Below are 22,707 nucleotides of genomic sequence, written 5' to 3'. Positions count from 1 at the left end.
AGATTAATTTTTATTTGACTTTGTAGTGTATACCCCAATACCGAACCTTGTCTACATCTTTTAATTCTGATTTCAGATCATTTTTCACAATTGAAAAACTGTTATCGATTTCAGGTTTGTAACTTTTCAAGACAAGATCAATGATCTGCTTGTCCTCTTTTGATCCATAGTACAATCCTACTGTTTCTAAAACGATACTTTTGTCGTTGTAACTTCCATAAGAAAGTGAATTGAAATAAATATTTGCAAATATTTCAACCTTACTTTTAAAAGGAGAATCATCAGCGTAATTCAATTTGGAATATAAACATTTTTCATTGTACGGATTAGCATGAGCGCTGCCGAAACTCATCAAATTATGATTCTCTGAAACGGAAATTCCAGACTTCAATAATTCAAGCATTCTGCTGAAGTAGGCTTTATCACGGACATCCGGTTTTTCATGCGACTGAAGTGCCGCTAATACAAAATTCGCTTCTTTCAATTTACTTTTCAGGACCGGGTCAGCTTGATTTATACTTAGCTTTTGAATGTACTTCTTGAAAGTGTAAAAATCAGCTTCTTCTAATCCTTGTACTTTTATTCCATAGATAAAAGATTTAATAACACTTTGATCAATGTTAGCAGCTTCGAGAACTTTTTTCAATTCATCGAAATACAATTTAAATGACTCCAATCTTCCCCCTGGTTTTCCCTGATCATATTCAAAATCTGTTCCAATGAACCGAATATTTTTCTTCAGCTTTCTCAATGAAAAATAAAACTCAATTTTATAAGGATCGTTTCTGAGAATAGAATCAACCAGGATCCTGTTTTTTCCGGAAACATATTGATTAATAAAATAAGTAAGAGTAAATGGGGCTTCAAGAAAAACATTCAATGTATCAGAGGCCGTAAAATTTGCGGAGATCTTTGATATGACTGCCTGATGTTCTGCATAATTTGTTCTGACTTCATGGCATTCGGTCATGAACAATAGCCTTCCTTTCAGTGAATCGATTGCCGGTGTGAATGCTTCAGTATCGACTGTTTGAGCAGTAACGGGTCCTGTCATCGATAAAAAGAAAACAAAGCTCAATAATAAATGTGTGACATTTAAAGATCTGTGCATGGTGTAATATGAAATTCTGAATTGCAGGGTGCGTTAAAACCTGTAATTAGCAATCTAATCACAATGACAAATAAAATGACTCAATATTCACTATTTTCTTACATCATTCCATTCGTCACCGGGAAATGATCATTTTTATTACTGCCCGGCCTTCTTTCCCTGAGATATGCAGGTAATAAGCCCGATTTGATAAATCGGACCAATTAAATACATTGGTATTAAAGCCATCATTCGTTTTCCATTCTGTATTCGTAACTAATTTTCCTGTCACATCGAAACAATCCAACTTCAGCATGCCTGCGCCTGTACCCTGATAGTCGACAGAAAAATTACCTTCATTAGGATTCGGAAATACACTGCATGCAATACCTGTATTTGAAACTGTATTTACATTCGTCACCAGTTGAACTGCACGCAAAACTGAACCGATTGCATTTACTTTTCCATTGCCCCATGTATTATTCCCGCCCACAGGAATTATGCCGGTGAAATTATCTTTGATAGCTGTCAAAGTATAAATATCTTTAATTTCCTGCGGGGATAAATCAGGTTTTACCTGTAACAGAAGTGATGTGATTCCCGAAACTGCCGGCGAAGACATCGATGTACCGCTTAACATTCCGTAAGGGTAATCATGATTGTTTGAAGAATCATGAAATTTATTGATCACATACAAATAACTATTACCTGTGGTCATAAATGAACTATCATAAGAACTGATTGCAGAACCAACAGTCATACCCGGACCGGCAATATCAGGTTTAACCCGTCCGTCAGATGTAGGTCCATGACTGGAGAAAGGAACAAGATTTCCTTTAGCAACATAAGGTGCATAAGTATAAGGATCTCCAAGTATATTGGTCCATTGAATCTTTGAAGCATAGGCACCTACACTTATAGCAGAAATGGTGCTTGCGATATCCGAAACTGTGAGTTCGAAATCACCACTTACAACATTTGGCTTATTATAGCCTTTGAATGCTCCATAATATCCGGAAGTATTTGAAACAAAACTGTTCCACATATTGACTCTTCCATCAGTTGCAGTAATTGCGATCAGAATGGAGTCTGTAGCTCTGTTATCGAAGTCAACGAAGATTCTCGGCTTGCCATTGAACTCACTTGCAGCAGTAACTATTGTAACGGAACAAGTATCATTATTGGAATCAAGAAGGTGTAAAGTATGAACACTATCGTCAAGGCAAATAATACCTGTCGAAGAAATAATTGAATTATTTAACAAAGAAATATTCAGGCAAAATGATTTACCTGCTTCGCCCCAGATGTCAACCCATGTTTTTTGTCCTTCCGGGCTATCAGCAATAGAAAGAAAAGTTTGCACAATAGTATCTGATGGCGAAAATTGTTTCTGAATATGAATTGAATCTTCGCCATTATTTCCTGCTGAGCAAACAAAAATTCTTCCGGGGCCGGTTAGATTATCCAATGCCTGACTAAACAAACCGGTGCCATCATGCGGACCAAGCGGGCTACCCCAGCTTAAATTTACGACAGCAGGTTTACTTACTGAAGTTGCATAATCAAAAATATATTGAATCCCATCAATCATATCAGATACACCGGTATTGATCCATTGATCTTTTGTTGGAGTAATACCTACCATTACAAGATCAGTTTTATATCCAACACCTCTGAATCTGCGGTGAGTCATCGGACTGCGGTAACCTGACCCGGCACAAATTCCTGCAACATGTGTTCCATGTGTTGCGTTGATAGCATCCGTTCCGATATTCCACAATGCAACTGAATCTGTTTCTTCTGTTCCATAAGTATATCCGGCAGGAGCGGTTCCGGAATTGTCTTTTTGTAACCACACTTTTTTTATTCTGTAATTCACTCCGGTTGTATCAAAAAATGCAGGATGTTTAAAATCGAATCCAACATCTACAACACCCATTACTACCCCATCTCCATTGTAACGCATGGGTAGTGAATAACCATTATGAACAGAATCCACCCGGGTATCTATTCTTGCATTGTCGAGTGTAGGATAAACAGGTTCGTCGATTTGAATATAATTCACACCGGACAATTTTGTAAAGGCCACAAACTTTTCATACGGAATCTGAACTGTTCTGATAAATCCTGCCTTGGTTCCCACAATTACTTCATAACTGTTAAATTGAGCTTCATCAAATACCGGGAGAATTTTAACAATTGCACTGATATAAATTCTGTTACCAATATTTTTATATACATATTTCGAAGATGGAATAAACTTTTCACCATTTGATTCAATCTCCTTCAGTAATATTCTGGTAAATGGAGAGAGTTTTGCTGAATTATTTTGTGACAAGGCAGTTGTGACAATAATGCAACACTGGATTAAGAGTAGTAATTTCTTCATAGTGGTTTTGAGAATAAGAAGTAAAAATAGATTTTTTTATGGAATGGCAATAGGTTTTTTTATTTGCGAATACAATGAATTAATCCTAATTTGACCCCACAAACTAACTTTATGAGCGCACTCGGAAAACATCCTAAGGGATTGCCTTATCTATTTTTGACAGAAATGTGGGAACGTTTTGGTTACTATCTGATGATAGGAATTTTTGTTCTTTACATGACCGATTTTGAAAAAGGCGGATTAAATTTTGACAGAGAACAGGCTGCTGATATTTTTGGGACTTTTATTGCGCTGGAATTATTTAACTCCATTTATCGGAGGTTTACTTGCAGACAGATTACTTGGCTATCGTAGATCTATAATTTTAGGAGGCTCACTAATGGGGCTGGGGTATTTATGCTTAGCAATTAGTGGAATGGGCGCATTTTATACTGCAATGGTGTTGATCATTCTTGGAAATGGTTTTTTCAAACCAAATATCACTACCATTTTAGGAAGTTTATATTCGGAAGGGTCTTATAAACCATTAAAAGATAGCGGATACAATATCTTTTATATGGGTATCAATGTTGGAGCATTTATCTGCAATTTCTTTGCAGCGTTTTTAAGAAATACCTATGGTTGGTCAGAAGCATTTGCTGCTGCCGGAATTGGAATGTTTATCGGAGTTGCCATTTTCATAATGGGAAACAAACATTACAAACATGTTGATATTATTAAGCCTGCTTCAAAAGAAGATACTCCTGTAATTAAAGTATTGTATCAGGTTTTGCTTCCGGCAATTATAATTGGGATCGGCGGGTGGCTGATACCGGGCAATATTTTCGGAAGCGATAGTTCCGATGCATTTTTACTCGGTTCAATTCCTGTTGTGTCTTTCTATGGTTCACTTTATTTCCGCGCATCCGAGAAAGAGAAAAAACCGATCGGAGCACTGCTTTCAATTTTCGCAGTAGTTGTTATTTTCTGGGCTGTATTCAAACAAAATGGAACAGCATTGACAACATGGGCGCAGTACTACACTAATCGCGAAACTCCACAGATTATTGAGCCCATCACTTCTGCTTTAAAACTGAATGAAACAGTTGTATATAAACAAGACAGTACTTATATTCTGAATCATCAGTTTCAAAAAATAAAAGATGAAGCCGGTAATCCCATTCGTGGAATGGCATACCCTGCCTATTTTAAAAATGACGATGTATCTCAATTAAAAGAAGGTGATGAAAAGAAATTAGTTTCCACTGAACTCTTCCAGAGTATAAATCCATTTTTCGTAGTTGCATTAACACCATTAGTGATCGCCTTCTTCAGTTTTTTAAGAAGCAGGCGAAAGGAACCTACCACTCCCGGAAAAATTTGTCTCGGATTATTTGTAAGTGGACTTTCAACCTTGATAATGGTCGTTGCTGTTTATGTGTGTGGAGATGGCGATATCAAATCAAGTTCATGGTGGCTGATTTCTTCATATGGCATAATTACAATTGGCGAATTATTTTTGAGTCCTATGGGTCTCAGTCTGGTTTCCAAATTGTCTCCACCACGGATTACAGCAATGATGATGGGTGGATGGAGCCTTGCAACTTCATTAGGAAACAAACTCAGTGGTATCCTGGCAAAGATGTGGGACACATACGATGACAAAGCAAATTATTTCCTTGTCAATTTTGCGCTATTGATGTTTGCAACACTGATGCTTGCGTTGATGTTAAAAAGATTGAATAAGATATTTAAGGAATACGGCGCTTAGAAAAAGAGCGCAGTTACTTTTTCTTGCTTTTTACAACTGAAGCAGGAAGTTCAATATGAAAAACTGTTTTTTCAGGGGTTGACACAAAGTCAATTTTTCCGCCATGTGCGGTAACGATATCAAAACTTAATGAAAGTCCCAGACCGGTTCCTTCGCCTGCAGGTTTTGTCGTATAAAAAGGCTGGAAGATCTTTTCTCTGATACTTGAATCCACACCGTGCCCATTATCGGTTACATATAAATTCACCTTATCATTGATCAACCGGGATTCAATTTTGACTTTTGCAGTATAATTTTCTTTATTCTCCAAAGCAAGTACTGCTTTTTCATTTGTTGAATAAAAAGAATTATCCAGTAAGTTAACGATCAGTCTGAATATATCGTGCTTTACTAATTCAATCAATGGGATTTTTTTATCAAGGTCTTTTTCTAATTCAAACTTAAAATCCGGAAGCCGGGTTTTTATTGAATATACAGCAACCTTTATGGCTTCTTCGCAAATTGAATTGACATCACCTTGCTCCATGTGGCGACGTTCATTACGATGATGTTTGAGCATGCTTTTAAGAATAGCCTCTGCCCTTTTTCCATGGTGATTTATCTTTTCACTGATCTGAGAAAGATCTTTCAGTGCTTCATCGTCTGATGAAAACTTTTTATCGTGTTTTAATTCATCGATCAGTTCCATCGACAACTCTGAAAAGTTAGTAACGAAATTTAAAGGGTTCTGAATTTCATGAGCAATATCTGAGATCAATTCACCAAGCGAAGCCAGTTTAGCTTGCCGGATGATCATCACCTGTGAATGACGAAGTTCTTCAAGTGCATCAGAAAGTTCGTTGTTTCTTTTCTCTAGTTCTTCTGTGCGTGCTTTGACTAATTCCGTTAATTCATTTTCTCGTTTACGATATTGATTAAGCAAAACTTCATTTTGATTCCGCAAACGGTTACTCAATGTTGAGATCAGATATTTGAAGATGTCAGGATAATTTTTCATGACATCATAAAAATCTTCTCTGCTTAACACACCCATCTGACATTCGGTAAGTGTTGAAACAGACATTGAACGTGTACTGTTATCGATCAATGCCATTTCACCGAATACAGCACCGGCTGAGAGTTCGGTTAGTGTTAAATGCTGGTCGTGAATTTTTACTTTTCCTGAAAGGATGATGTACATAGAATCACCTTCATCCCCTTTATTGATCACCTCATAGTTCAAACCCATTTCCACGATCGTCAGCTTCTTACAGAGAGCTTCAACGACATTTCGGGGCAAATCCTCAAAAAAGGGAGAATTTACCAATGAATCTAACAGATTTTGTGGTGAAATGAATGCCATATCAATTTGATCGACTAAAGGTGGTAAAAATAGAGGAAATAATCAAATTTCAGGTTTACCCTAGCTTTACAGAGGTCATTGTAAGAGAGCCCCCGACAGCATTATCATTGAAGAAAGAAACTTCCTCGTCCTTCTCATGAAGCGCCAGGGTGTAGATCAAAGGATAATAATGGTCGGGTGTTGGAATCGCCAGCAAAGCAGCTTTTCCAATGTTCTGCCAATTGATCAAAGCAGCATGATCACGTTCAAGTATTTTCTTTTTGAAATAAGCATTCATCTCCAATGCCCAATCGAAACCATAGTCTGTGTCGTTGAGTCGTTTGAAATCCACCATTCCCAGATTATGCACCATATTGCCACTGCCGATTATCAGAACTCCTTTCCGACGAAGACTACTAAGTTGCTTCGCCAGGTCATAATGATATTGTGCAGGTTGATGATAATCGATACTCAATTGCAGCACGGGAATTTTTGCATCCGGATACATTTGTCTGACGACAGACCACGTTCCATGATCCAATCCCCAATCATGATCCAATCCGACATTAGTTGAAGAAATTATTTTTTTAGTCTCTGCCGCTAAAGCCGGATCACCGGGAGCAGGATACTGAACATCAAACAAAGCTTGTGGAAATCCACCAAAGTCGTGAATAGTTTTTGGCTTTTCCATTGCAGTAACGTGTGTCCCATTAGTGAGCCAATGGGCCGATATACAAAGCACAGCTTTAGGAACGGGAATTTCTTTCGCAAGACGCAACCATGTTTGCGAATATTTATTTGTTTCAATTCCATTCATTGGTGAACCATGTCCCACAAACAAAGCAGGCATTCCTTTGTCTGTCTTTTCCAATGAATCTGCAAGTGTTTTTAAAGAACCTAGTGTCATGAGTGCTGATGCTCCGCTTAGTAGTTTGATGAAATTTTTTCTGTCCATTTACTTAGTGAATAGTAATTCGTAAGTGGTAATTAGCACCACAAACATATTTTCAGATAATTATTTTGATTTGAGAATAAGCATCATCATTTTTCATTCTTTTCCAATCAACCGAAGCGCTTCTCTCCTGCTAAGTGGTTTCAATTCATTTTCCTTTACAAAACCGATCACCCATTTTGGATTTGTTTTGCTATACTCTCTCAGTGCCCAACCGATTGCTTTCTGAAGAAAGAATTCTTTTGAGGATGAATTTTCAAGAATCCGTTTTGTCAGGAAATCCAGATCAGTTTTATCTTTGAAAGTTAATTGAAAAATTATACACACTCGCCGTTTCCAGAAATTTTCTGATTCCCACCACACTTTGAGATCCGTTTTATATTGTTGTTTATGAAATAAATAATAAGGACCGATTACTTTGGAACAAATTGTATCAATAGAATCCCACCACTGATTGTTTTCAACCAGAAAATTTAGAAAATCAAAACTCAATTCGGGGATCAATTTCCTTTTTTTTGCAAGAATATCCAGAGCCAGATAATGATATTCTCTGAATTTCAGTTTCCACAATTTTCTTACAATTGCTTCAAGTGTTTTAGCATCATTAATAGGGAACAGCGGTAAAAGTTCTTTTTGAATTTCATTTCTTTCGGGTCTACTCAACCCCAGGAATTCAAATTGATCTTTCATATACGCTTTCATTTGAGGCGCGCGTTCAGTCGTAGAATGCGATTCAAAAGAATGCTGAACTTTTTCAATAAATTTCTGAATAGACATTAAAAGAATTTGCTGCAAAAATAATTAAAATTTCAGCTGTATTCGCATTTTCAATCCAATCAAATGCCGTACTTGCCTTTGAGTATAACATCTTCAAAAATACCATGCTGCATGGCATATTTGAGAACCCCGATTGCACTTTTACTATTTGTTTTTTTCATGACCTCTATTCTGCATTCATCGATTGTACGAACGGAAAGGTTCATAAGTGCAGCAATTTCCTTTGAAGTTTTTTCGTGGCTGATTAAAAATATTACTTCCGTAAGACGCTCATCCGAATACTTGAAAGCTTCTGCATTTCCGGATTTCAACTCCACAACACGATCCACAATAAAATCAGCAACTTCTTTTGAAAAATAAGTCCGGCCTTTGATAACATTTTTAATAGCCTGAATAATTTCTGTCTTATCGCTGTTCTTTAATAAATAACCTGACGCTCCTTTGGAGATCATCTCATTAATATATCGTTCTTCGCCAAACATGGAAAGCGCAATTATTTTTACATCAGGAAAACGACTCCGGATTATTTCTGTCGCCTGCACTCCATTCATAGGAACCATTTTAATATCCATAAGAACTACATCATATAGTTCTGATTCAAGTAAGCGAATGACTTCAGACCCGTCGGATGCCTGAGTTATCTTTGAGATAAAGTCATGTCTTTTGAGGACGACATTTAAACCATCCCTGAATATTGGATGATCATCTGCAATAATAAGTTTTATAGATTCATTCATAATTTTTTGTTTACCACAGGAAATATAAATTCATACTTCGCCCCTGTTGTAAAGTCATCTGAAAAATTTTTTATCACACCGTTTAGTAAATTCACCCTGTTTCTGATATTTGTCTGGCCCATACTTTTGGTTGAATCCACTTTTTCATCTGCTCTTCCGTCATCAGAATATGCAAGTAAAATTGACTGATTATTATAGACCAGCGAAATCCGGATGTTCTCGCAATTGGAATGCTTTACAGAATTGTTTAACATTTCTCTGATGATCCTGTAAAAATTGATCTCCTGACTAGCCAGCAATTTATATTCTTTCAAATCAAAATCAAAATTTATATTCACTCTTTTCAATGACGAGACCATACTTATATTATCTCTGAGTGATTGCTCCAATCCAAATTTAACAATAAGTTGTGAAGACAGATTCCTTGCAACAGCTCTCACATTGTTGATTGCCTGATTCAGATAACCGTCAATTGTAATCAGCGACTCTTTTGTTTCTTCTCTGTCAGCATCGGATAAAGCAGATACTTGTAATTTGATAGCAGATAACATTGGGCCGATATCATCATGAAGATCTTCAGCTATTCTATTTTGTTCATTTTCCTGAGTACTGATAATAGCATCTTTGACATCGCTCTCCGCTTTTTGGCGAACACGATAATTTTTAACCATGATAGCAAGAAAAAATATCAGCAGGCAGAGTATGACAATTACTACTAAGGTTAAGAACCAATAAATTTCATTTGTGCTTTCAAGCATAGGAATCCCTTTATAAACATTATTGCTGATAGTGCATTTACTAGAAGTAAAACGTTATTTACAATTGGTTTCAGTTCACGAGTATGAAGAACGTAGGCTTGCATTACTTGTGTAAATGCAGTAATCGTTATATTTACAAGTAATCCGCCCACAATCCAGAACTTAATATTTTTAAGCATATCTATTTTGCTTTGAACTGCAAGTTTATATGCTGTCAGAAAAGATAATGGAATGAGAATAAAATTCCTGAGATACTTATCGATAGTTACTGAATAATCAATATTCTTTCCCGTAAAAAAATGAGCCCAGGAGTATAAATTTATAAACAAGAAAATGAGAATTATTACGCGGATTATTTTATTGGGAATCCACATATAGAATAATAAAGAAAGTACTGCATATTCAATTACCTGATAGGCCATTGACGCAGAAATGTTATGAATACCATTCCTTGAAGTGATTATTAGTCCGAGTTGAAATGCAAAAGAAAAAAGCAGAAAGATCCAATAAATCTTTATTTCTTTTTCCATTTTCGAATGCACGAGTCTGCCATAATAAAAAATGGGTAGGACCGGTAACATAGTCACAATCTCAAATAGCAGTCGATATTGCTTCATAAAATAAAAACCTTGGATGCTGCGCCACCCAAGGTATTAAAATTATAAAATGTAAACAAAGCGGGTCAAGAATTTAAAATGTTGGGTTCACTGCAATCAATTGGACATGGAGTGGAATTATCCATGCAATTGTAATCGGGTCCAATCTGATCATTTCCACTTTCATTGACTCCAACAATTACCAGACAGGGCAATTTATCAGCATTCAATGCAAAATATGCTCTTATTCCTTTGCAACCGGGTTGATCCAATAATGTTTGAATTGAATCTCTGCTGTAACAATTTGCAATTATAGATCCGGCCGGAACCGATTCACGATATTTAGCTGTCATCACTGCACCTTGTTCAAAGGTTATTTTGTTGTTTTCATCTCCATTTAATGTCATATAATCTTCTTGAATTTGATTCAAAGTAAAGTAAGCTTTATCGAACCTGCAAGGAAGTTTCCCGAGTGTAACATGCCGCGTTACACGGACATTGGGAATTTGAGCCAAAAAGTCGATTTCATGGGTAAAAATACCGTAGAACTACTGCTAAAATACCGTAGTCTTCCCGGTCGGAAAATGGCTTTTTTTTAGGAAAATCGTAGTTGGTTACTTGTAATTCGAAAATCGAGATATCGTAATCACTACTATCAGAAATAATTATTTTCATATGAAAGTAATTTCCAAAATTCAATCCATTACTTTCAATTTTTCTTTTTTTGTTTGGCCAAAAAAAGAAACAAAAAAAGGCCACCACCCGCACCAAATCATTTGAAATCTTCGATTATTGGTTACATCCCTGATTCAACTTTTCAAATGATTTCGCGCAGCGGGTGGACTCCACGCACAAACACTGCTTTATCTCTGATTCAAAAAGATGTATGTCAACAAAATGTGGGGCTTGCCAGGAATTCATTCTGCGAACAGTTGATTTAAAATATAATTTTCGACCTAAATTACAAAGTTTCATTTTTATCGGAAAGTTGTGATTACTAATTACGAATTTCGAAGCACAAACTACTTGCCACCAACCAACTTTCTGATCTCATTCAACTTTGTGAGTGCCTGCATCGGTGTAAGGTTGTCAATATCGATATTGACGATCTCTTCGCGGATCTGTTCAAGAACGGGATCGTCCAATTTGAAAAAGCTGAGTTGCAGATCTGAAGGTGCAGATATTTTTTTTGTAGTGCCGGGTTCTGAACGAGACGCTTCGAGATGCTTTAGCATTTCCTGTGCTCTGTGAACTACTTTTGAAGGTATACCTGCCATCTTTGCAACATGAATTCCAAAAGAATGTTCGCTACCACCTTGCACAAGTTTTCGTAAGAAGACAACTGTATGTGCAAGTTCTTTTACTGTTACGTGGAAGTTTCTGATCCGGGGCATTGATGCCGCCATTTCATTGAGCTCATGATAGTGAGTAGCAAATAATGTTTTCGGTTTTGCCTGAGAATTTTCATGTAAGTATTCTGCAATTGCCCAGGCTATACTGATACCGTCATAGGTTGAAGTACCTCTTCCGATTTCATCAAGCAGGATCAGACTTCTGTCAGAAATATTATGCAGAATACTCGCTGTCTCATTCATCTCAACCATAAAGGTTGATTCACCACTTGAAATATTATCACTGGCTCCTACCCTTGTAAAGATCTTATCAACGATTCCTATTTCCGCAGAAGATGCCGGAACAAAACTTCCGGTCTGCGCAAGTAATGTGATCAAAGCTGTCTGACGAAGAATCGCTGACTTTCCGGACATGTTTGGTCCGGTGATCATCAGGATCTGTTGCGAATCCGGATCAAGATAAATATCGTTGGCAATAAATTTTTCCCCTTGAGGCAATTGCTTTTCAATTACAGGATGGCGACCATTACGGATATCAATAATTTTTCCTTCACTGATCTTTGGTCGGACGTAATTATTTTTTTGCGCTGTGTCTGCAAAAGATTGCAGACAATCTACTTTTGCAATAAGTGAAGCATTCAACTGAATAGGTTGTATATATTCAAGAATTGCCTGAACCAATTCACTGAAAAGTTTTGTCTCCAGTGACAGAATTTTATCCTCCGCACCGAGAATTTTCTCTTCGTAAACTTTCAGTTCTTCAGTGATATAACTCTCTGCATTAGTAAGCGTTTGTTTTCTTGTCCATTCGGCCGGTACTTTATCCTTGTGTGTATGAGTTACCTCTAAAAAATAACCGAACACATTATTAAAACCAACCTTCAAGGAAGAGATCCCTGTTTTTTCTGCTTCTCTTTGCTGAACTTTCAGTAAATAATCTTTACCATTAAGCGAGATGTTTCTCAACTCATCCAGTTCATCGGAAACTCCTTCATTGATAACTCCACCTTTGTTGACCATTACAGGTGCATCAGGATGCAGTTCCTTTGCTATGCGTTCTTTGATCAGCTGACAAGAGTTCAGTTGATCAGCGATCATCCTGATGGCAGTGTTATCAGAATTCATACAAGTGTCACGGATCGAGTTCACCATTTCAAGTGAACGCCGCAACTGCTGTACTTCACGAGGGGAGATCTTTCCCAGTGCAACTTTTGAGATCAACCGCTCGAGGTCACCAACTTGTTTCAGATGATTTGAGATGATAGCAGAAAATTCAGGATGATCAAGAAAATAACTGACAGCATGCTGTCTTTCTTCAATAACGGTTTTATCTTTCAACGGAAGCAGCAACCATCTTTTCAGCAGGCGGCTTCCCATAGGTGTAAGTGTCTGATCAATTACATCGATAAGCGCAACAGCATTTTCGTTGCTGCTATCGATCAGTTCAAGATTTCTGATCGTAAATTTATCGAGCCAAACGTACAGGTCTTCTTCAATCCGTGAGATGCCACTGATATGTTTCAATTGTTCCTGACGTGTATCGGAAACATAATACAATGCCGCACCTGCAGCAATGATAGCCGCCGGCATCTCGTGGATTCCAAATCCTTTCAGAGATATCGTACCGAAATGTTTTAGTAATAATTCATTTGCATAATCTTCCTGAAAGATCCATTCGTCGAGACTGAAATTATAAAACCGCGATCCATATCTTTCATTAAAATCCTTTTTGAAGGATTTAGAGTAAATGATTTCATTCGGATTGAAATTCTGAAGAAGTTTTTCAATGTAAGCAAGGTTTCCCTCTGCTACCAGAAATTCTCCGGTACTGATATCTATAAATGCAATGCCTGTTGATTTACCATCAAAATGTAAAGCAGCAAGAAAATTATTTTTTTTGTGATCAAGAATTTTATCGTTGTAAGAAACGCCCGGACTTACAAGTTCAGTCACTCCGCGTTTTACGATCTTCTTCGTAAGTTTTGGATCTTCAAGTTGATCGCAGATAGCTACACGCAAACCTGCACGTACCAATCGCGGTAAATAGGTATCAAGCGAATGATGTGGAAATCCGGCAAGTTCAACATAAGTTGCGCTTCCATTAGCTCTTTTGGTGAGAACAATTCCAAGGATACCTGAAGCTTTTACAGCATCTTCACCGAATGTTTCATAGAAGTCCCCTACGCGAAATAAAAGCAGCGCTTCAGGATATTTCGCTTTAATGCTGAAATATTGTTTCATTAGCGGAGTTTCAACAACTCCTGATTTTGTTTCTTCCTTCAACAAGTTTTTGCTTATTTGCACTAATTATTCTTTCCATGCGCAAGATACAAAATGATGAGTTGGGTAGACTCACTGTTGATGATTTTAAGTCAGCCGAAAAACGCCCAATCGTACTCATCCTGGATGATGTCAGAAGCCTGAACAACATTGGCTCTGCCTTCCGGACAGCAGATGCATTTCGTTGCCAATCAATCTATTTGTGTGGGATTACAGCAACACCGCCGCACAGGGAAATTCATAAAACTGCATTGGGAGCAGAAGATTCTGTCGACTGGAAATATGAAAAAGACGTGGTTACCGCTATTGAAATTCTGAAAAAAGACGGTTATACAATCATCGGTATTGAACAAGCAGAAGGAGGAATTATGCTGAATGAATTCCGTCAGGATTCAACCAAAAAATATGCTTTCATTTTCGGACATGAAATAAATGGTGTCAGCGAAGCAGCTCTCGCACTCTGTGATCACGCCATAGAAATTCCCCAAAGCGGAACCAAACATGCGATCAATATCTCGGTGTGTGTTGGGATTGTGGTTTGGGAATTTTGTCGGAAGTGGTGAGTAGTAAGTGGTAAGTAGTGAGTAGCACTTCCTACATATAGCAAGTGCTGTATTTCAATCAAGATTTAGTCTGTTTAACGGTGAATAGAAGTACTAGAGTTCAACGAAGTAAGCAGTGCTACTCACCACTTACTACTTACTTCTTACCATTTACTTTCTGCTATCAATCGAAAAATCCACACGACGGTTAATATAAGTCTTATCCGTAAGCGGGATTCTGTTACCCATCGTTTCAGTTGTTAATCTATCCGGATCAATTTTATAATTCTTAACAAGATATTTCTTAACTGCTTCAGCGCGACGCATACCAAGTTTCTCATTATAAACAATGCTTCCAATCTTATCACAATTTCCTGAGATAATAAATTTCAGCTCAGGGTTATTTTTCATTACCAAAGAGATCTCAGCCAGACTTTCTTCAAAGACTTTATTGATTTCATCACTATCCCAGGCAAAGAAAATTGAAGGAAGATAACCATCTACATTTCTGAAAGGAGCTTTACTTCCATCAGCAGATCCATCTCCCGGAATTGTAATTCCTGATTGGTTCACTAATGTTCCTTTTGGAGTGTTTGGCTCCATATCCTGCGGATCAGGAACTCCATCACCATCACTATCGATCTCTTTACCGGATGCATCAACTTTTGCATACTTAGCTGAGAAAGGTTCTGCATCATTAATATCAGGAATACCATCAAGATCGGTATCCACTGCCGTACCATCACCATAAACTTTTACACCTTCAGGAGTATCAGGTTCTTTGTCGAAAAGATCTGCTACTCCATCTTTATCTGTATCCATTGACATCAGATCAACTTTATCTTTCATATCATAAAGATCTGTGTAAACACTTTGCAGTGGATTGAACCATTCTGCCATGTGATCTTTGCCACCGATATGAAAAGTAAGTCCTGCACTCAAATAAGAATAATCATCATCTTCAGATAATAATTTATCCCATCCGTCCATGCGGTCACTGTTTGTTGTTCTTAAGCTATATTCTAAATTCAAGGAAAAATGTTTTGCAATTCTGTATTTAGCACCAACAGAAAATGGGATGATCAACTCTGTTGTTGGAGCAAAATCCCTGATCTCAAATGCTTGTTGATATTGGGAGTAAATTCCGGTCAATTCAGTTCTTCCGCTATCTATTGAAACATAAGGAGTGTAATTAATAGCACCGATACCAATTGCACCGTAGATAGCAAGATTCGGAGTTCTCTTTAAGAAAGCAACATTACCAAGTTGAAAATAAGCATTGATGGTAAGGTCATAATGTACGTCAGTATGATATTGATACTGCGGTTTATTAGAATCAACTCCACTCATTTTGCCGGTAATGAATCTACCCTGGAAGGCAAAAGAATGCGTCAGGAATTTTGTAACATCCAGTCCGAATGCAAGCTCACGCTTAACATTGTCAGCTGTAAATGTAGAAGCAGCAATATCCGTATTTGGATATGTGATTCCGATATGTCCCCCGATATCCCAGGTATTGAAATTTTTAATGTACGGCATCCTGTCACGCTTAATGCGTACCTGTGTACTATCATTTGTTGCTCCGGATTGAGCTGAAAGACTTTCAGCGCTGCCGATTACAAGCAGTGACATGAGAATGGTAAATAGTTTCATTTTGCAGTAGGTTGTGTTCATGTACGAAAGCCGCTATTCACAAGGGCTCCACGTTATGCAAATTTAAGAAAGCATTAGCTAAAAGCAAGTCAATTTGGTAAACGGATTCAAGAAACCGGCTCTAATAATACCCTGTGAATACCGGGTGTATAGTCCATTTCCAGCAGATCAAGGATCTTTTGATAGTCTTTGTCATTTTTTACAAAGTCTACATTATTCGTATCGATCACTAAAATTGGAAAACCATCCTGCTGTTTGAAAAATTCCCAGTAGCCTTTTTCCAGGTTCTCCAGATAATCGCTACTGATATTTTGCTCGTAATCACGACCTCTGCTTTTGATGTTACTTCTTAACTTTTCTATGTCTTTATGCAGATAAACCAGCAGGTCCGGCTTTGGCAAATGAGGATTTATAATATGGAAAAGTCGCTGATAAAGTTGATTTTCATCGTTTTTAAGAGTAATATTTGCAAAGATGAGCGATTTGCTTAACAGATAATCTGAAATCGTTTGCTGTCTGAAAAGTTCAGGCGAAGCCAATTCATCTTTCAATTGCTGATACCGGTCCGCTAAAAAAGAAAGTTCAAGTGGAAAGGCATATCGCTGCGGTTGCTCATAAAATAAAGGCAGAAAAGGATTGTCCGCAAAACGCTCCAGGATTAACCGGGTATTAAAATCGGCAGATAACCGTCCGGCAAGAGAAGTTTTTCCGGTTCCGATATTGCCTTCGACTACGATATAATCATATTTTAACTTTTTGGCCATAGTAGCATTTTGCTCCGCGAAAATCGCTTTTAAATCCGATCATTCTCCATTTTCATGAAGAAAAACTTCTGAATTATCGGTCGTTTTGGCAAGTAATTCAGCATTAGTCTGATGAAATATAGGGTGCTCGAAATCCGGCAGAACCTCAGTTAGCGGGATCAATGTAAACCGACGATCCTGAATAAATGGATGCGGAATGATTAGTCCGGGCTCATTGACAATATTGTTTCCAAAGTACAGTATATCCAGATCGATCAGTCGTGGCGCCCATTTTATCGTTCTCACCCGCCCCATTTCCTTTTCAATATCCAGTAGCTCGCTAAGTAATTTGTACGGTGACAATGTAGTCCGGACAACAACAACTTTATTCAGAAAATCATTTTGTTCTGTGTTTCCCCATGGTGCAGTACGGTAGGTACCGGATTCGGCCTCTATCATACCTATCCGTTCAATGATGTTTTTCCGTGCAAGGCTCAAATTCTGCATTCTGTCATTCAGATTCGTCCCTAAAAGTAATATCGCCTGCATCATTAATTTTTTTCAAACCTACTTCAAATCTTATGAAAGACAAAGCAATTAATTTAACTTTGCGCCTCTCTAACTAAAGTATATGAAACAGTTCTTCAAATTCATGCTGGCCTCTGTTGCCGGCTTCTTTATTGCTGGATTTTTAATCATCATTTTCATCATCACAATTGTAAGTAGTATGATTGGTGGATTGAAAGAAAACGATAAAGTTAAAATCAGTGAACATTCCGTTCTTCAGATAAATCTGGAAGGTCCGATCAAGGAAAGAACTCCTAAAAATCCGATCGAAGATATCGGTCTGACAGGCATTTCAATCAACAAAGGTTTAGGACTTGATGATATTCTCAAAAGTATTGAAGCAGCAAAAACTGATTCAAAGATCGATGGACTTTTTATCAATTTAAATTCTTTACAGACAGGAATTGCGACTGTTGAAGAAATCAGAAATGCATTGCTTGATTTTAAAACATCAAAGAAATTTATTTACGCTTACAGCGAAAGTTATTCGCAAGGGGAATATTATCTCGCATCTCTTGCAGATAAGATCTATTTATATCCTGAAGGCGATATTGATTTCAGAGGATTCAGAGCTGAATTAATGTTTCTGAAAGGAACTCTGGAAAAACTGGAATTGCAACCGGAAGTTATCCGTCACGGGAAATTTAAAAGTGCTATTGAGCCTTTTATCCTTGACAAAATGAGTCCGGAGAATCGTGAACAAACTCAAAAATTTATTTCCAGTCTGTGGAATCAGTTTGTAAAAGATATTGCAGAGTCACGAAAACTAAGTAGTGAAGAAGTTCAAAAAGTTGCTGATAATCTGGGTGCCCGCAGCGGACAGGATGCACTTGATGCAAAATTCGTAGATCAGTTAGCATACTATGATGAAGTACTTGATGATCTGAAAAAGAAAACCAATTTAGACAGTGACGACAAGGTAAAATTTGTTGACTTGAAAAAATATTCTCACTCACTTCCTGCTATTAAAGAATTCTCTGCGAAAAAAATTGCAGTAGTTTATGCAAATGGTGAGATCGTAAGTGGTAAAGGAAGTGATGATCAGATGGGATCAGAGAAAATTGCAGAAGCGATCCGTAAGGCAAGACTTGACACAACGATCAAAGCAATTGTACTGAGAGTAAATTCTCCGGGAGGAAGTGCATTGGCATCGGATGTGATCTGGAGAGAAACTATACTTGCAAAAAAAGCGAAACCATTAGTAGTTTCAATGGGTGACTATGCAGCATCAGGCGGATATTACATTGCATGTGCTGCAGATAAGATCGTAGCTCAACCGACAACTATTACAGGCTCGATCGGAGTATTCGGACTTTTATTCAATGCACAAAAAATGTTCAACAACAAACTCGGAATTACTTTTGATTCTGTGCGTACAGGAAAATATGCAAACATTGGAAGTACATTCTATCCTATGACAACAGAAGAGCGTGCAATTATTCAGGAAAGTGTTGAAAAGATCTACGACACATTTATTACGCATGTTTCCGAAGGAAGGAAGATGGACAAATCAGCTGTTGACAGTGTCGGACAAGGGCGGGTATGGAGTGGTACTGATGCAAAAGCTTTGGGATTAGTAGACGAGATCGGCGGTCTGGATGCAGCAATTGAGATTGCTGCAAAGCTTGCAAAACTGGATAAACACAGAACGATTTCCTTACCGGAACAAAAAGATTTCATGAAGCAAATAATGGAAGATTTTGGTGAAGAAGCGAAGATCTCTGCTGTAAAAAATGAACTTGGAGCAGCTTATACTTATTATAATGAAGTCGAATCACTTGTCAATATGGAAGGTGTTCAGGCTCGGCTACCATTTTCAATAACGATACGTTGATTGCCGGATGAATATTTCCAATCGTCAGATTGCAAAAGCTTTTCGGCTGGCTTCTCAGTTGATGGAATTGCATTCGGAGAATCCTTTTAAGATTCGTTCATTACAAAATGCTGCATTCAAGATCGACAAACTGAATGCGCCCTTATCATCAATGGATGCTGTTGAAATGGCATCGATTGAAGGGATTGGAAAAGGTTTGCAAAGTAAAATCAGCGATTACCTTAACAGACAAAGTTTTTCTGATCTCGACGAACTGGTTTCCAGAACTCCACATGGTGTAATTGACATGCTCGGCATTAAAGGCATCGGGCCAAAGAAGGTCCTACAACTCTGGAAGGAAATGGAGATCGAATCAGTTGGAGAATTGCTTTATGCATGCAATGAAAACAGACTGGTAACTCTGAAAGGTTTTGGAGAAAAGACACAAAAGCTGATCCGGGACTCAATTGAATTCAGAATTTCAAATTCAAAAAATTGTTTATATCCGATAGCAGAATTTGTTTCCGAAGAAATCATTAAAGAATACAAAACAGTTTTTCCGAATGCAGAAATTCTGATTTCCGGACAAACACGAAGGAAATGCGAGATCATTACATCGATTGAATTCGTAACTGATTCCAGTGAAAATGAATTTCAAAAATATATTTCAGGCTCTGAACTTTTCAAAGAACAACAACCTGCGTTCAGCGATGAAAATAAAAATGGGATCTCCATTCGGAAGGCAACATTAATTTTTCAGGAAACTATTCCAGTCGTATTCTATTTGTGTTCTGAAGAACTTATTCAGAACATACTATTCATCACGACTGCTTCCGGATCTCACTTAGAAAAACTTGAGACCGGTTATCAGATCGATCTGACCACAACATTTTATTCTGAAGAAGAAATTTACGAATCCGCAGGTCTCCCCTATTTCATTCCTGAACTGCGTGAAGGATTGATCGAATTCGACCTGTTGAATAAAAATGATTTTGATGATCTCATTGAAGAAACGGATCTGAAAGGGATACTCCATAATCATTCAACATACAGTGACGGGAACGACACTTTGAAAGACATGGCAGTTTATTGCAAGGAACTTGGTTATGAATATCTGGGGATTTGTGATCATAGCAAGAGTGCCTTTTATGCAAATGGACTTAGTGAAGAAAAAATTATTTTACAACATGCAGAAATTGACAAGCTGAATAAAACTCTTGCTCCTTTCCGGATCTTAAAAGGAATCGAGTCCGATATTTTATCGAGCGGAGAACTCGATTATTCAGAAGATGTATTGAAGTCGTTTGATTTTATTGTTGCTTCCATTCATTCCAATTTAAGAATGGAAGAACCAAAAGCTACAGCAAGACTTATCAAAGCAATTGAAAATCCATACACAACTATTCTTGGGCATCCGACAGGAAGATTACTTCTATCGCGCCCCGGGTATCCGATCGATCATAAGAAAATCATTGATGCATGTGCTGCGAATAATGTCGTCATTGAATTGAATGCAAATCCATATCGGTTAGATATCGACTGGAGATGGATTCAATATGCATTAGAAAAAAATGTAATGATCTCAATCAATCCCGATGCACACAGAAAAGAAGGTTATCATGATATGCATTTTGGTGTTGGTGTTGCACGCAAAGGTGGATTGACCCGGGCAATGACATTTAATGCGCTTTCTCTGGAGGAGGTTTTGGAGAAATTTTAATACGGAATTACAAATTCTTTGCCGCCGGATTCTCAGTCTTAGATTGAGTCAACGGTGGACCATCAGCCGGTGGAGTTTGTTGATTGTATTCATTTTGTGCAGGCGATTCCGTATCCGTTTTAGAAATAATATTCTCCGGTTTTTTTGCAGGGGAAGGTGTATCACTTGCAGCATTCCGGACTTCGTTTTCGATCCCTGACATAGCGTCTTTGAATTCACGCATTCCTTTACCCAGGCCTTTTGCAAGTTCCGGAATTCTCTTTGAACCAAAGAAAAGAAGTACGACTAGCAGGATTACAAATATTTCGCCTCCGCCAAGATTCAGGAAAAGCAATTTTGAAAGTATCATTGTTCTATTTTTCTGTAAATGTAAGGTCTTTTTTTGCTGTAATCATGAAATACCCATTATGAATTGTTCTACTTTTGTTTTTCACTAAAAAAACATGGAAACAGTCCTGATTATAATTGCCATTCTACTTTGTATTGTAGGATTTATAGGAAGTATTGTTCCCGGTTTACCGGGTCATCCTTTGAATTATCTTGCTATGTGGTGTATGGTATGGGCAAATCGTCCATTTGCCACAAGTACCTTGATCGTTTTTGGAATATTGACCGTAATCGTTTTAGCACTTGATTATTTAATTCCTCTGTGGACAGGAAAAAAATTCGGCGCTACTCGTCAGGGAATAATTGGCAGTATGATCGGCATGGTAGTCGGAATTGTATTCACTCCGATCGGCATGTTGCTGGGAACGTTTCTTGGAGCAATGATTGGCGATATGATGGCCGGGAAAACAACATCACAAGCGACACGTTCGGGTATTGCAACTTTTATGGGAACCATCATCAGCATAGGTTTTAAAGTTGCATTAAGCGGGATCATGACATTTATGATCATCTACAAACTTGTAGTTCATGCCTGATTTTTCAGAACATCAATCCAAATGAAAAAGCCATATCAAAGGAGAGTTTACTGAATTTTTATTGTTTCACCTTTGTCTCTGAAAACCGGATTCTTAAGTATGGGATCAGAATTGCCGGTAAGGTATTGCACACCGAAAGCAAAATCATAAGTAATATCATTCTTAGCACCGGTCTCCACATAAGCTCTTGCGCCTAAGTGCAGACCAATGGGAATAAGTATATCAACTTGTTTCAGTTCACCCAGTACAGACATATCTGCTGACTGTGGTCCGTAACCATAGTAAAAACTTTTAACATCGATAATACTTTTCATGTGATAATATCCAATCGATTCTTCAAAGAAAAATCCATCATCTCTGATGCTTTTAAAAAAAAATCTTGTTGAATAATAAAATCCATACCAGCTGAGATCTCTGAAATAATCAACTCTTGCTGATTCTGTTATTCCATTTTGATCAACTACATCGATGTCGAAACTTGATGTATTATCAAAATCCGGATCATGCGGAGGTACGAAACCATAATAAGACCGATAGTTGAGACCGATTGTAATTTTTTCACCTAATTCATGATGGTAGCCCAAACCCCATGTCATAAATCGTTTATACTTTACACCTATTCCATCAAAGCCCAGATATTCAACTTTTACGTCCTGCGCAAAGGACTCATTGCAAAAAAATAATGTACAAATAAGAAGAAGAAATTTTTTCATTTATTTCAGTTAATAAAAAAGCCCGGACTAA

19 protein-coding genes and 1 pseudogene are annotated in these 22,707 nt (G+C 37.6%); 5 read left to right on the top strand and 15 right to left on the bottom strand.

Features of this window, described 5'->3' with window-relative positions; genetic code table 11:
- Nucleotides 1-10: 10 nt before the first annotated feature.
- Both IPL24_07860 and IPL24_07855 read right to left on the bottom strand, forming a co-directional pair.
- Nucleotides 11-1,078: a hypothetical protein gene (locus IPL24_07860; GenBank protein MBK8363595.1), complete on the bottom strand. Its 1,068-nt coding sequence runs from the start codon at nucleotides 1,076-1,078 to the stop codon at nucleotides 11-13.
- Between the two features lie 148 nt (nucleotides 1,079-1,226).
- A complete protein-coding gene (locus IPL24_07855; protein MBK8363594.1) occupies nucleotides 1,227-3,479 on the bottom strand; it encodes a S8 family peptidase in 2,253 nt (750 codons plus the stop codon).
- A gap of 165 nt (nucleotides 3,480-3,644) precedes the next feature.
- Between IPL24_07855 and IPL24_07850 the strand changes: the two are divergent.
- A pseudogene (locus IPL24_07850) lies at nucleotides 3,645-5,229 on the top strand (peptide MFS transporter).
- Nucleotides 5,230-5,242: 13 nt separating this feature from the next.
- Here the strand turns inward: IPL24_07850 and IPL24_07845 are convergent.
- The 8 genes from IPL24_07845 to mutS all read right to left on the bottom strand — a co-directional run bounded on the left by IPL24_07845 (nucleotide 5,243) and on the right by mutS (nucleotide 13,963).
- Nucleotides 5,243-6,571, bottom strand: a complete 1,329-nt coding sequence (locus tag IPL24_07845; GenBank protein ID MBK8363593.1) for a cyclic nucleotide-binding domain-containing protein — start codon at nucleotides 6,569-6,571, stop codon at nucleotides 5,243-5,245.
- Nucleotides 6,572-6,626: 55 nt separating this feature from the next.
- Nucleotides 6,627-7,505 (bottom strand): 4,5-DOPA dioxygenase extradiol, encoded by an 879-nt coding sequence (ygiD, locus tag IPL24_07840; protein MBK8363592.1) that lies wholly within the window; start codon nucleotides 7,503-7,505, stop codon nucleotides 6,627-6,629.
- Nucleotides 7,506-7,598: 93 nt separating this feature from the next.
- Nucleotides 7,599-8,279, bottom strand: coding sequence for a DNA alkylation repair protein (locus IPL24_07835; protein ID MBK8363591.1), 681 nt, complete (start codon nucleotides 8,277-8,279; stop codon nucleotides 7,599-7,601).
- A 59-nt stretch (nucleotides 8,280-8,338) separates the two neighbouring features.
- The gene (locus IPL24_07830; GenBank protein ID MBK8363590.1) at nucleotides 8,339-9,016 is read right to left on the bottom strand and encodes a response regulator transcription factor; all 678 of its coding nucleotides are present in this window, start codon (nucleotides 9,014-9,016) and stop codon (nucleotides 8,339-8,341) included.
- Nucleotides 9,013-9,774 carry a hypothetical protein gene (locus IPL24_07825; protein ID MBK8363589.1) on the bottom strand — a complete coding sequence of 254 codons (762 nt, stop codon included), beginning with the start codon at nucleotides 9,772-9,774 and terminating at the stop codon, nucleotides 9,013-9,015. Before IPL24_07825 ends, IPL24_07830 begins: the two co-directional genes overlap by 4 nt.
- On the bottom strand, nucleotides 9,738-10,304 hold the full coding sequence (locus IPL24_07820) for a hypothetical protein (protein MBK8363588.1): 567 nt from the start codon (nucleotides 10,302-10,304) through the stop codon (nucleotides 9,738-9,740). The genes IPL24_07825 and IPL24_07820 overlap by 37 nt, the downstream gene beginning before the upstream one ends.
- Nucleotides 10,305-10,456: 152 nt before the next feature.
- The gene (locus IPL24_07815) at nucleotides 10,457-10,885 is read right to left on the bottom strand and encodes a hypothetical protein (protein ID MBK8363587.1); all 429 of its coding nucleotides are present in this window, start codon (nucleotides 10,883-10,885) and stop codon (nucleotides 10,457-10,459) included.
- 507 nt (nucleotides 10,886-11,392) lie between these two features.
- The gene (mutS, locus tag IPL24_07810; protein ID MBK8363586.1) at nucleotides 11,393-13,963 is read right to left on the bottom strand and encodes a DNA mismatch repair protein MutS; all 2,571 of its coding nucleotides are present in this window, start codon (nucleotides 13,961-13,963) and stop codon (nucleotides 11,393-11,395) included.
- A gap of 77 nt (nucleotides 13,964-14,040) precedes the next feature.
- On the opposite strand from mutS, the gene IPL24_07805 reads away from it, so the two are divergent.
- Nucleotides 14,041-14,565, top strand: a complete 525-nt coding sequence (locus IPL24_07805) for an RNA methyltransferase (GenBank protein MBK8363585.1) — start codon at nucleotides 14,041-14,043, stop codon at nucleotides 14,563-14,565.
- Nucleotides 14,566-14,715: 150 nt separating this feature from the next.
- Here IPL24_07805 and IPL24_07800 read toward each other — a convergent pair whose 3' ends face one another.
- The 3 genes from IPL24_07800 to folK form a co-directional block, all read right to left on the bottom strand.
- Nucleotides 14,716-16,197, bottom strand: a complete 1,482-nt coding sequence (locus IPL24_07800; protein MBK8363584.1) for an OmpA family protein — start codon at nucleotides 16,195-16,197, stop codon at nucleotides 14,716-14,718.
- A gap of 107 nt (nucleotides 16,198-16,304) precedes the next feature.
- Nucleotides 16,305-16,961 carry a deoxynucleoside kinase gene (locus tag IPL24_07795; protein ID MBK8363583.1) on the bottom strand — a complete coding sequence of 219 codons (657 nt, stop codon included), beginning with the start codon at nucleotides 16,959-16,961 and terminating at the stop codon, nucleotides 16,305-16,307.
- Between the two features lie 39 nt (nucleotides 16,962-17,000).
- The gene (gene folK / locus IPL24_07790) at nucleotides 17,001-17,492 is read right to left on the bottom strand and encodes a 2-amino-4-hydroxy-6-hydroxymethyldihydropteridine diphosphokinase (GenBank protein MBK8363582.1); all 492 of its coding nucleotides are present in this window, start codon (nucleotides 17,490-17,492) and stop codon (nucleotides 17,001-17,003) included.
- Nucleotides 17,493-17,571: 79 nt separating this feature from the next.
- Here folK and sppA point away from each other — a divergent pair, with 79 nt between their 5' ends.
- Nucleotides 17,572-19,341: a signal peptide peptidase SppA gene (sppA, locus tag IPL24_07785; protein MBK8363581.1), complete on the top strand. Its 1,770-nt coding sequence runs from the start codon at nucleotides 17,572-17,574 to the stop codon at nucleotides 19,339-19,341.
- Between the two features lie 13 nt (nucleotides 19,342-19,354).
- Complete coding sequence (locus IPL24_07780; protein ID MBK8363580.1) at nucleotides 19,355-21,040, top strand: DNA polymerase/3'-5' exonuclease PolX; 1,686 nt, start codon at nucleotides 19,355-19,357, stop codon at nucleotides 21,038-21,040.
- Between the two features lie 7 nt (nucleotides 21,041-21,047).
- On the opposite strand, the gene IPL24_07775 is transcribed toward IPL24_07780, so the two are convergent.
- The gene (locus IPL24_07775; protein ID MBK8363579.1) at nucleotides 21,048-21,389 is read right to left on the bottom strand and encodes a twin-arginine translocase TatA/TatE family subunit; all 342 of its coding nucleotides are present in this window, start codon (nucleotides 21,387-21,389) and stop codon (nucleotides 21,048-21,050) included.
- Nucleotides 21,390-21,483: 94 nt separating this feature from the next.
- Between IPL24_07775 and IPL24_07770 the strand changes: the two genes are divergently transcribed.
- Nucleotides 21,484-21,963, top strand: coding sequence for a DUF456 domain-containing protein (locus IPL24_07770; protein ID MBK8363578.1), 480 nt, complete (start codon nucleotides 21,484-21,486; stop codon nucleotides 21,961-21,963).
- A gap of 47 nt (nucleotides 21,964-22,010) precedes the next feature.
- Here the strand turns inward: IPL24_07770 and IPL24_07765 are convergent, their stop codons facing one another.
- Nucleotides 22,011-22,676, bottom strand: coding sequence for a hypothetical protein (locus tag IPL24_07765; protein ID MBK8363577.1), 666 nt, complete (start codon nucleotides 22,674-22,676; stop codon nucleotides 22,011-22,013).
- Nucleotides 22,677-22,707: the final 31 nt, after the last annotated feature.

Source organism: Bacteroidota bacterium (assembly GCA_016711505.1).
In the GTDB taxonomy this organism is placed as follows: domain Bacteria; phylum Bacteroidota; class Bacteroidia; order AKYH767-A; family 2013-40CM-41-45; genus JADKIH01.
This window is presented reverse-complemented; position numbering and strand designations above follow the sequence as displayed.

Coding starts and splice junctions, on each gene's coding strand:
- IPL24_07855 (MBK8363594.1), bottom strand. CDS start 3,479: ATGAAGAAATTACTACTCTTAATCCAGTGTTGCATTATTGTCACAACT.
- IPL24_07845 (MBK8363593.1), bottom strand. CDS start 6,571: ATGGCATTCATTTCACCACAAAATCTGTTAGATTCATTGGTAAATTCT.
- ygiD (MBK8363592.1), bottom strand. CDS start 7,505: ATGGACAGAAAAAATTTCATCAAACTACTAAGCGGAGCATCAGCACTC.
- IPL24_07835 (MBK8363591.1), bottom strand. CDS start 8,279: ATGTCTATTCAGAAATTTATTGAAAAAGTTCAGCATTCTTTTGAATCG.
- IPL24_07830 (MBK8363590.1), bottom strand. CDS start 9,016: ATGAATGAATCTATAAAACTTATTATTGCAGATGATCATCCAATATTC.
- IPL24_07825 (MBK8363589.1), bottom strand. CDS start 9,774: ATGCTTGAAAGCACAAATGAAATTTATTGGTTCTTAACCTTAGTAGTA.
- IPL24_07820 (MBK8363588.1), bottom strand. CDS start 10,304: ATGGAAAAAGAAATAAAGATTTATTGGATCTTTCTGCTTTTTTCTTTT.
- mutS (MBK8363586.1), bottom strand. CDS start 13,963: ATGAAACAATATTTCAGCATTAAAGCGAAATATCCTGAAGCGCTGCTT.
- IPL24_07805 (MBK8363585.1), top strand. CDS start 14,041: ATGCGCAAGATACAAAATGATGAGTTGGGTAGACTCACTGTTGATGAT.
- IPL24_07800 (MBK8363584.1), bottom strand. CDS start 16,197: ATGAAACTATTTACCATTCTCATGTCACTGCTTGTAATCGGCAGCGCT.
- IPL24_07795 (MBK8363583.1), bottom strand. CDS start 16,961: ATGGCCAAAAAGTTAAAATATGATTATATCGTAGTCGAAGGCAATATC.
- folK (MBK8363582.1), bottom strand. CDS start 17,492: ATGATGCAGGCGATATTACTTTTAGGGACGAATCTGAATGACAGAATG.
- sppA (MBK8363581.1), top strand. CDS start 17,572: ATGAAACAGTTCTTCAAATTCATGCTGGCCTCTGTTGCCGGCTTCTTT.
- IPL24_07775 (MBK8363579.1), bottom strand. CDS start 21,389: ATGATACTTTCAAAATTGCTTTTCCTGAATCTTGGCGGAGGCGAAATA.
- IPL24_07770 (MBK8363578.1), top strand. CDS start 21,484: ATGGAAACAGTCCTGATTATAATTGCCATTCTACTTTGTATTGTAGGA.
- IPL24_07765 (MBK8363577.1), bottom strand. CDS start 22,676: ATGAAAAAATTTCTTCTTCTTATTTGTACATTATTTTTTTGCAATGAG.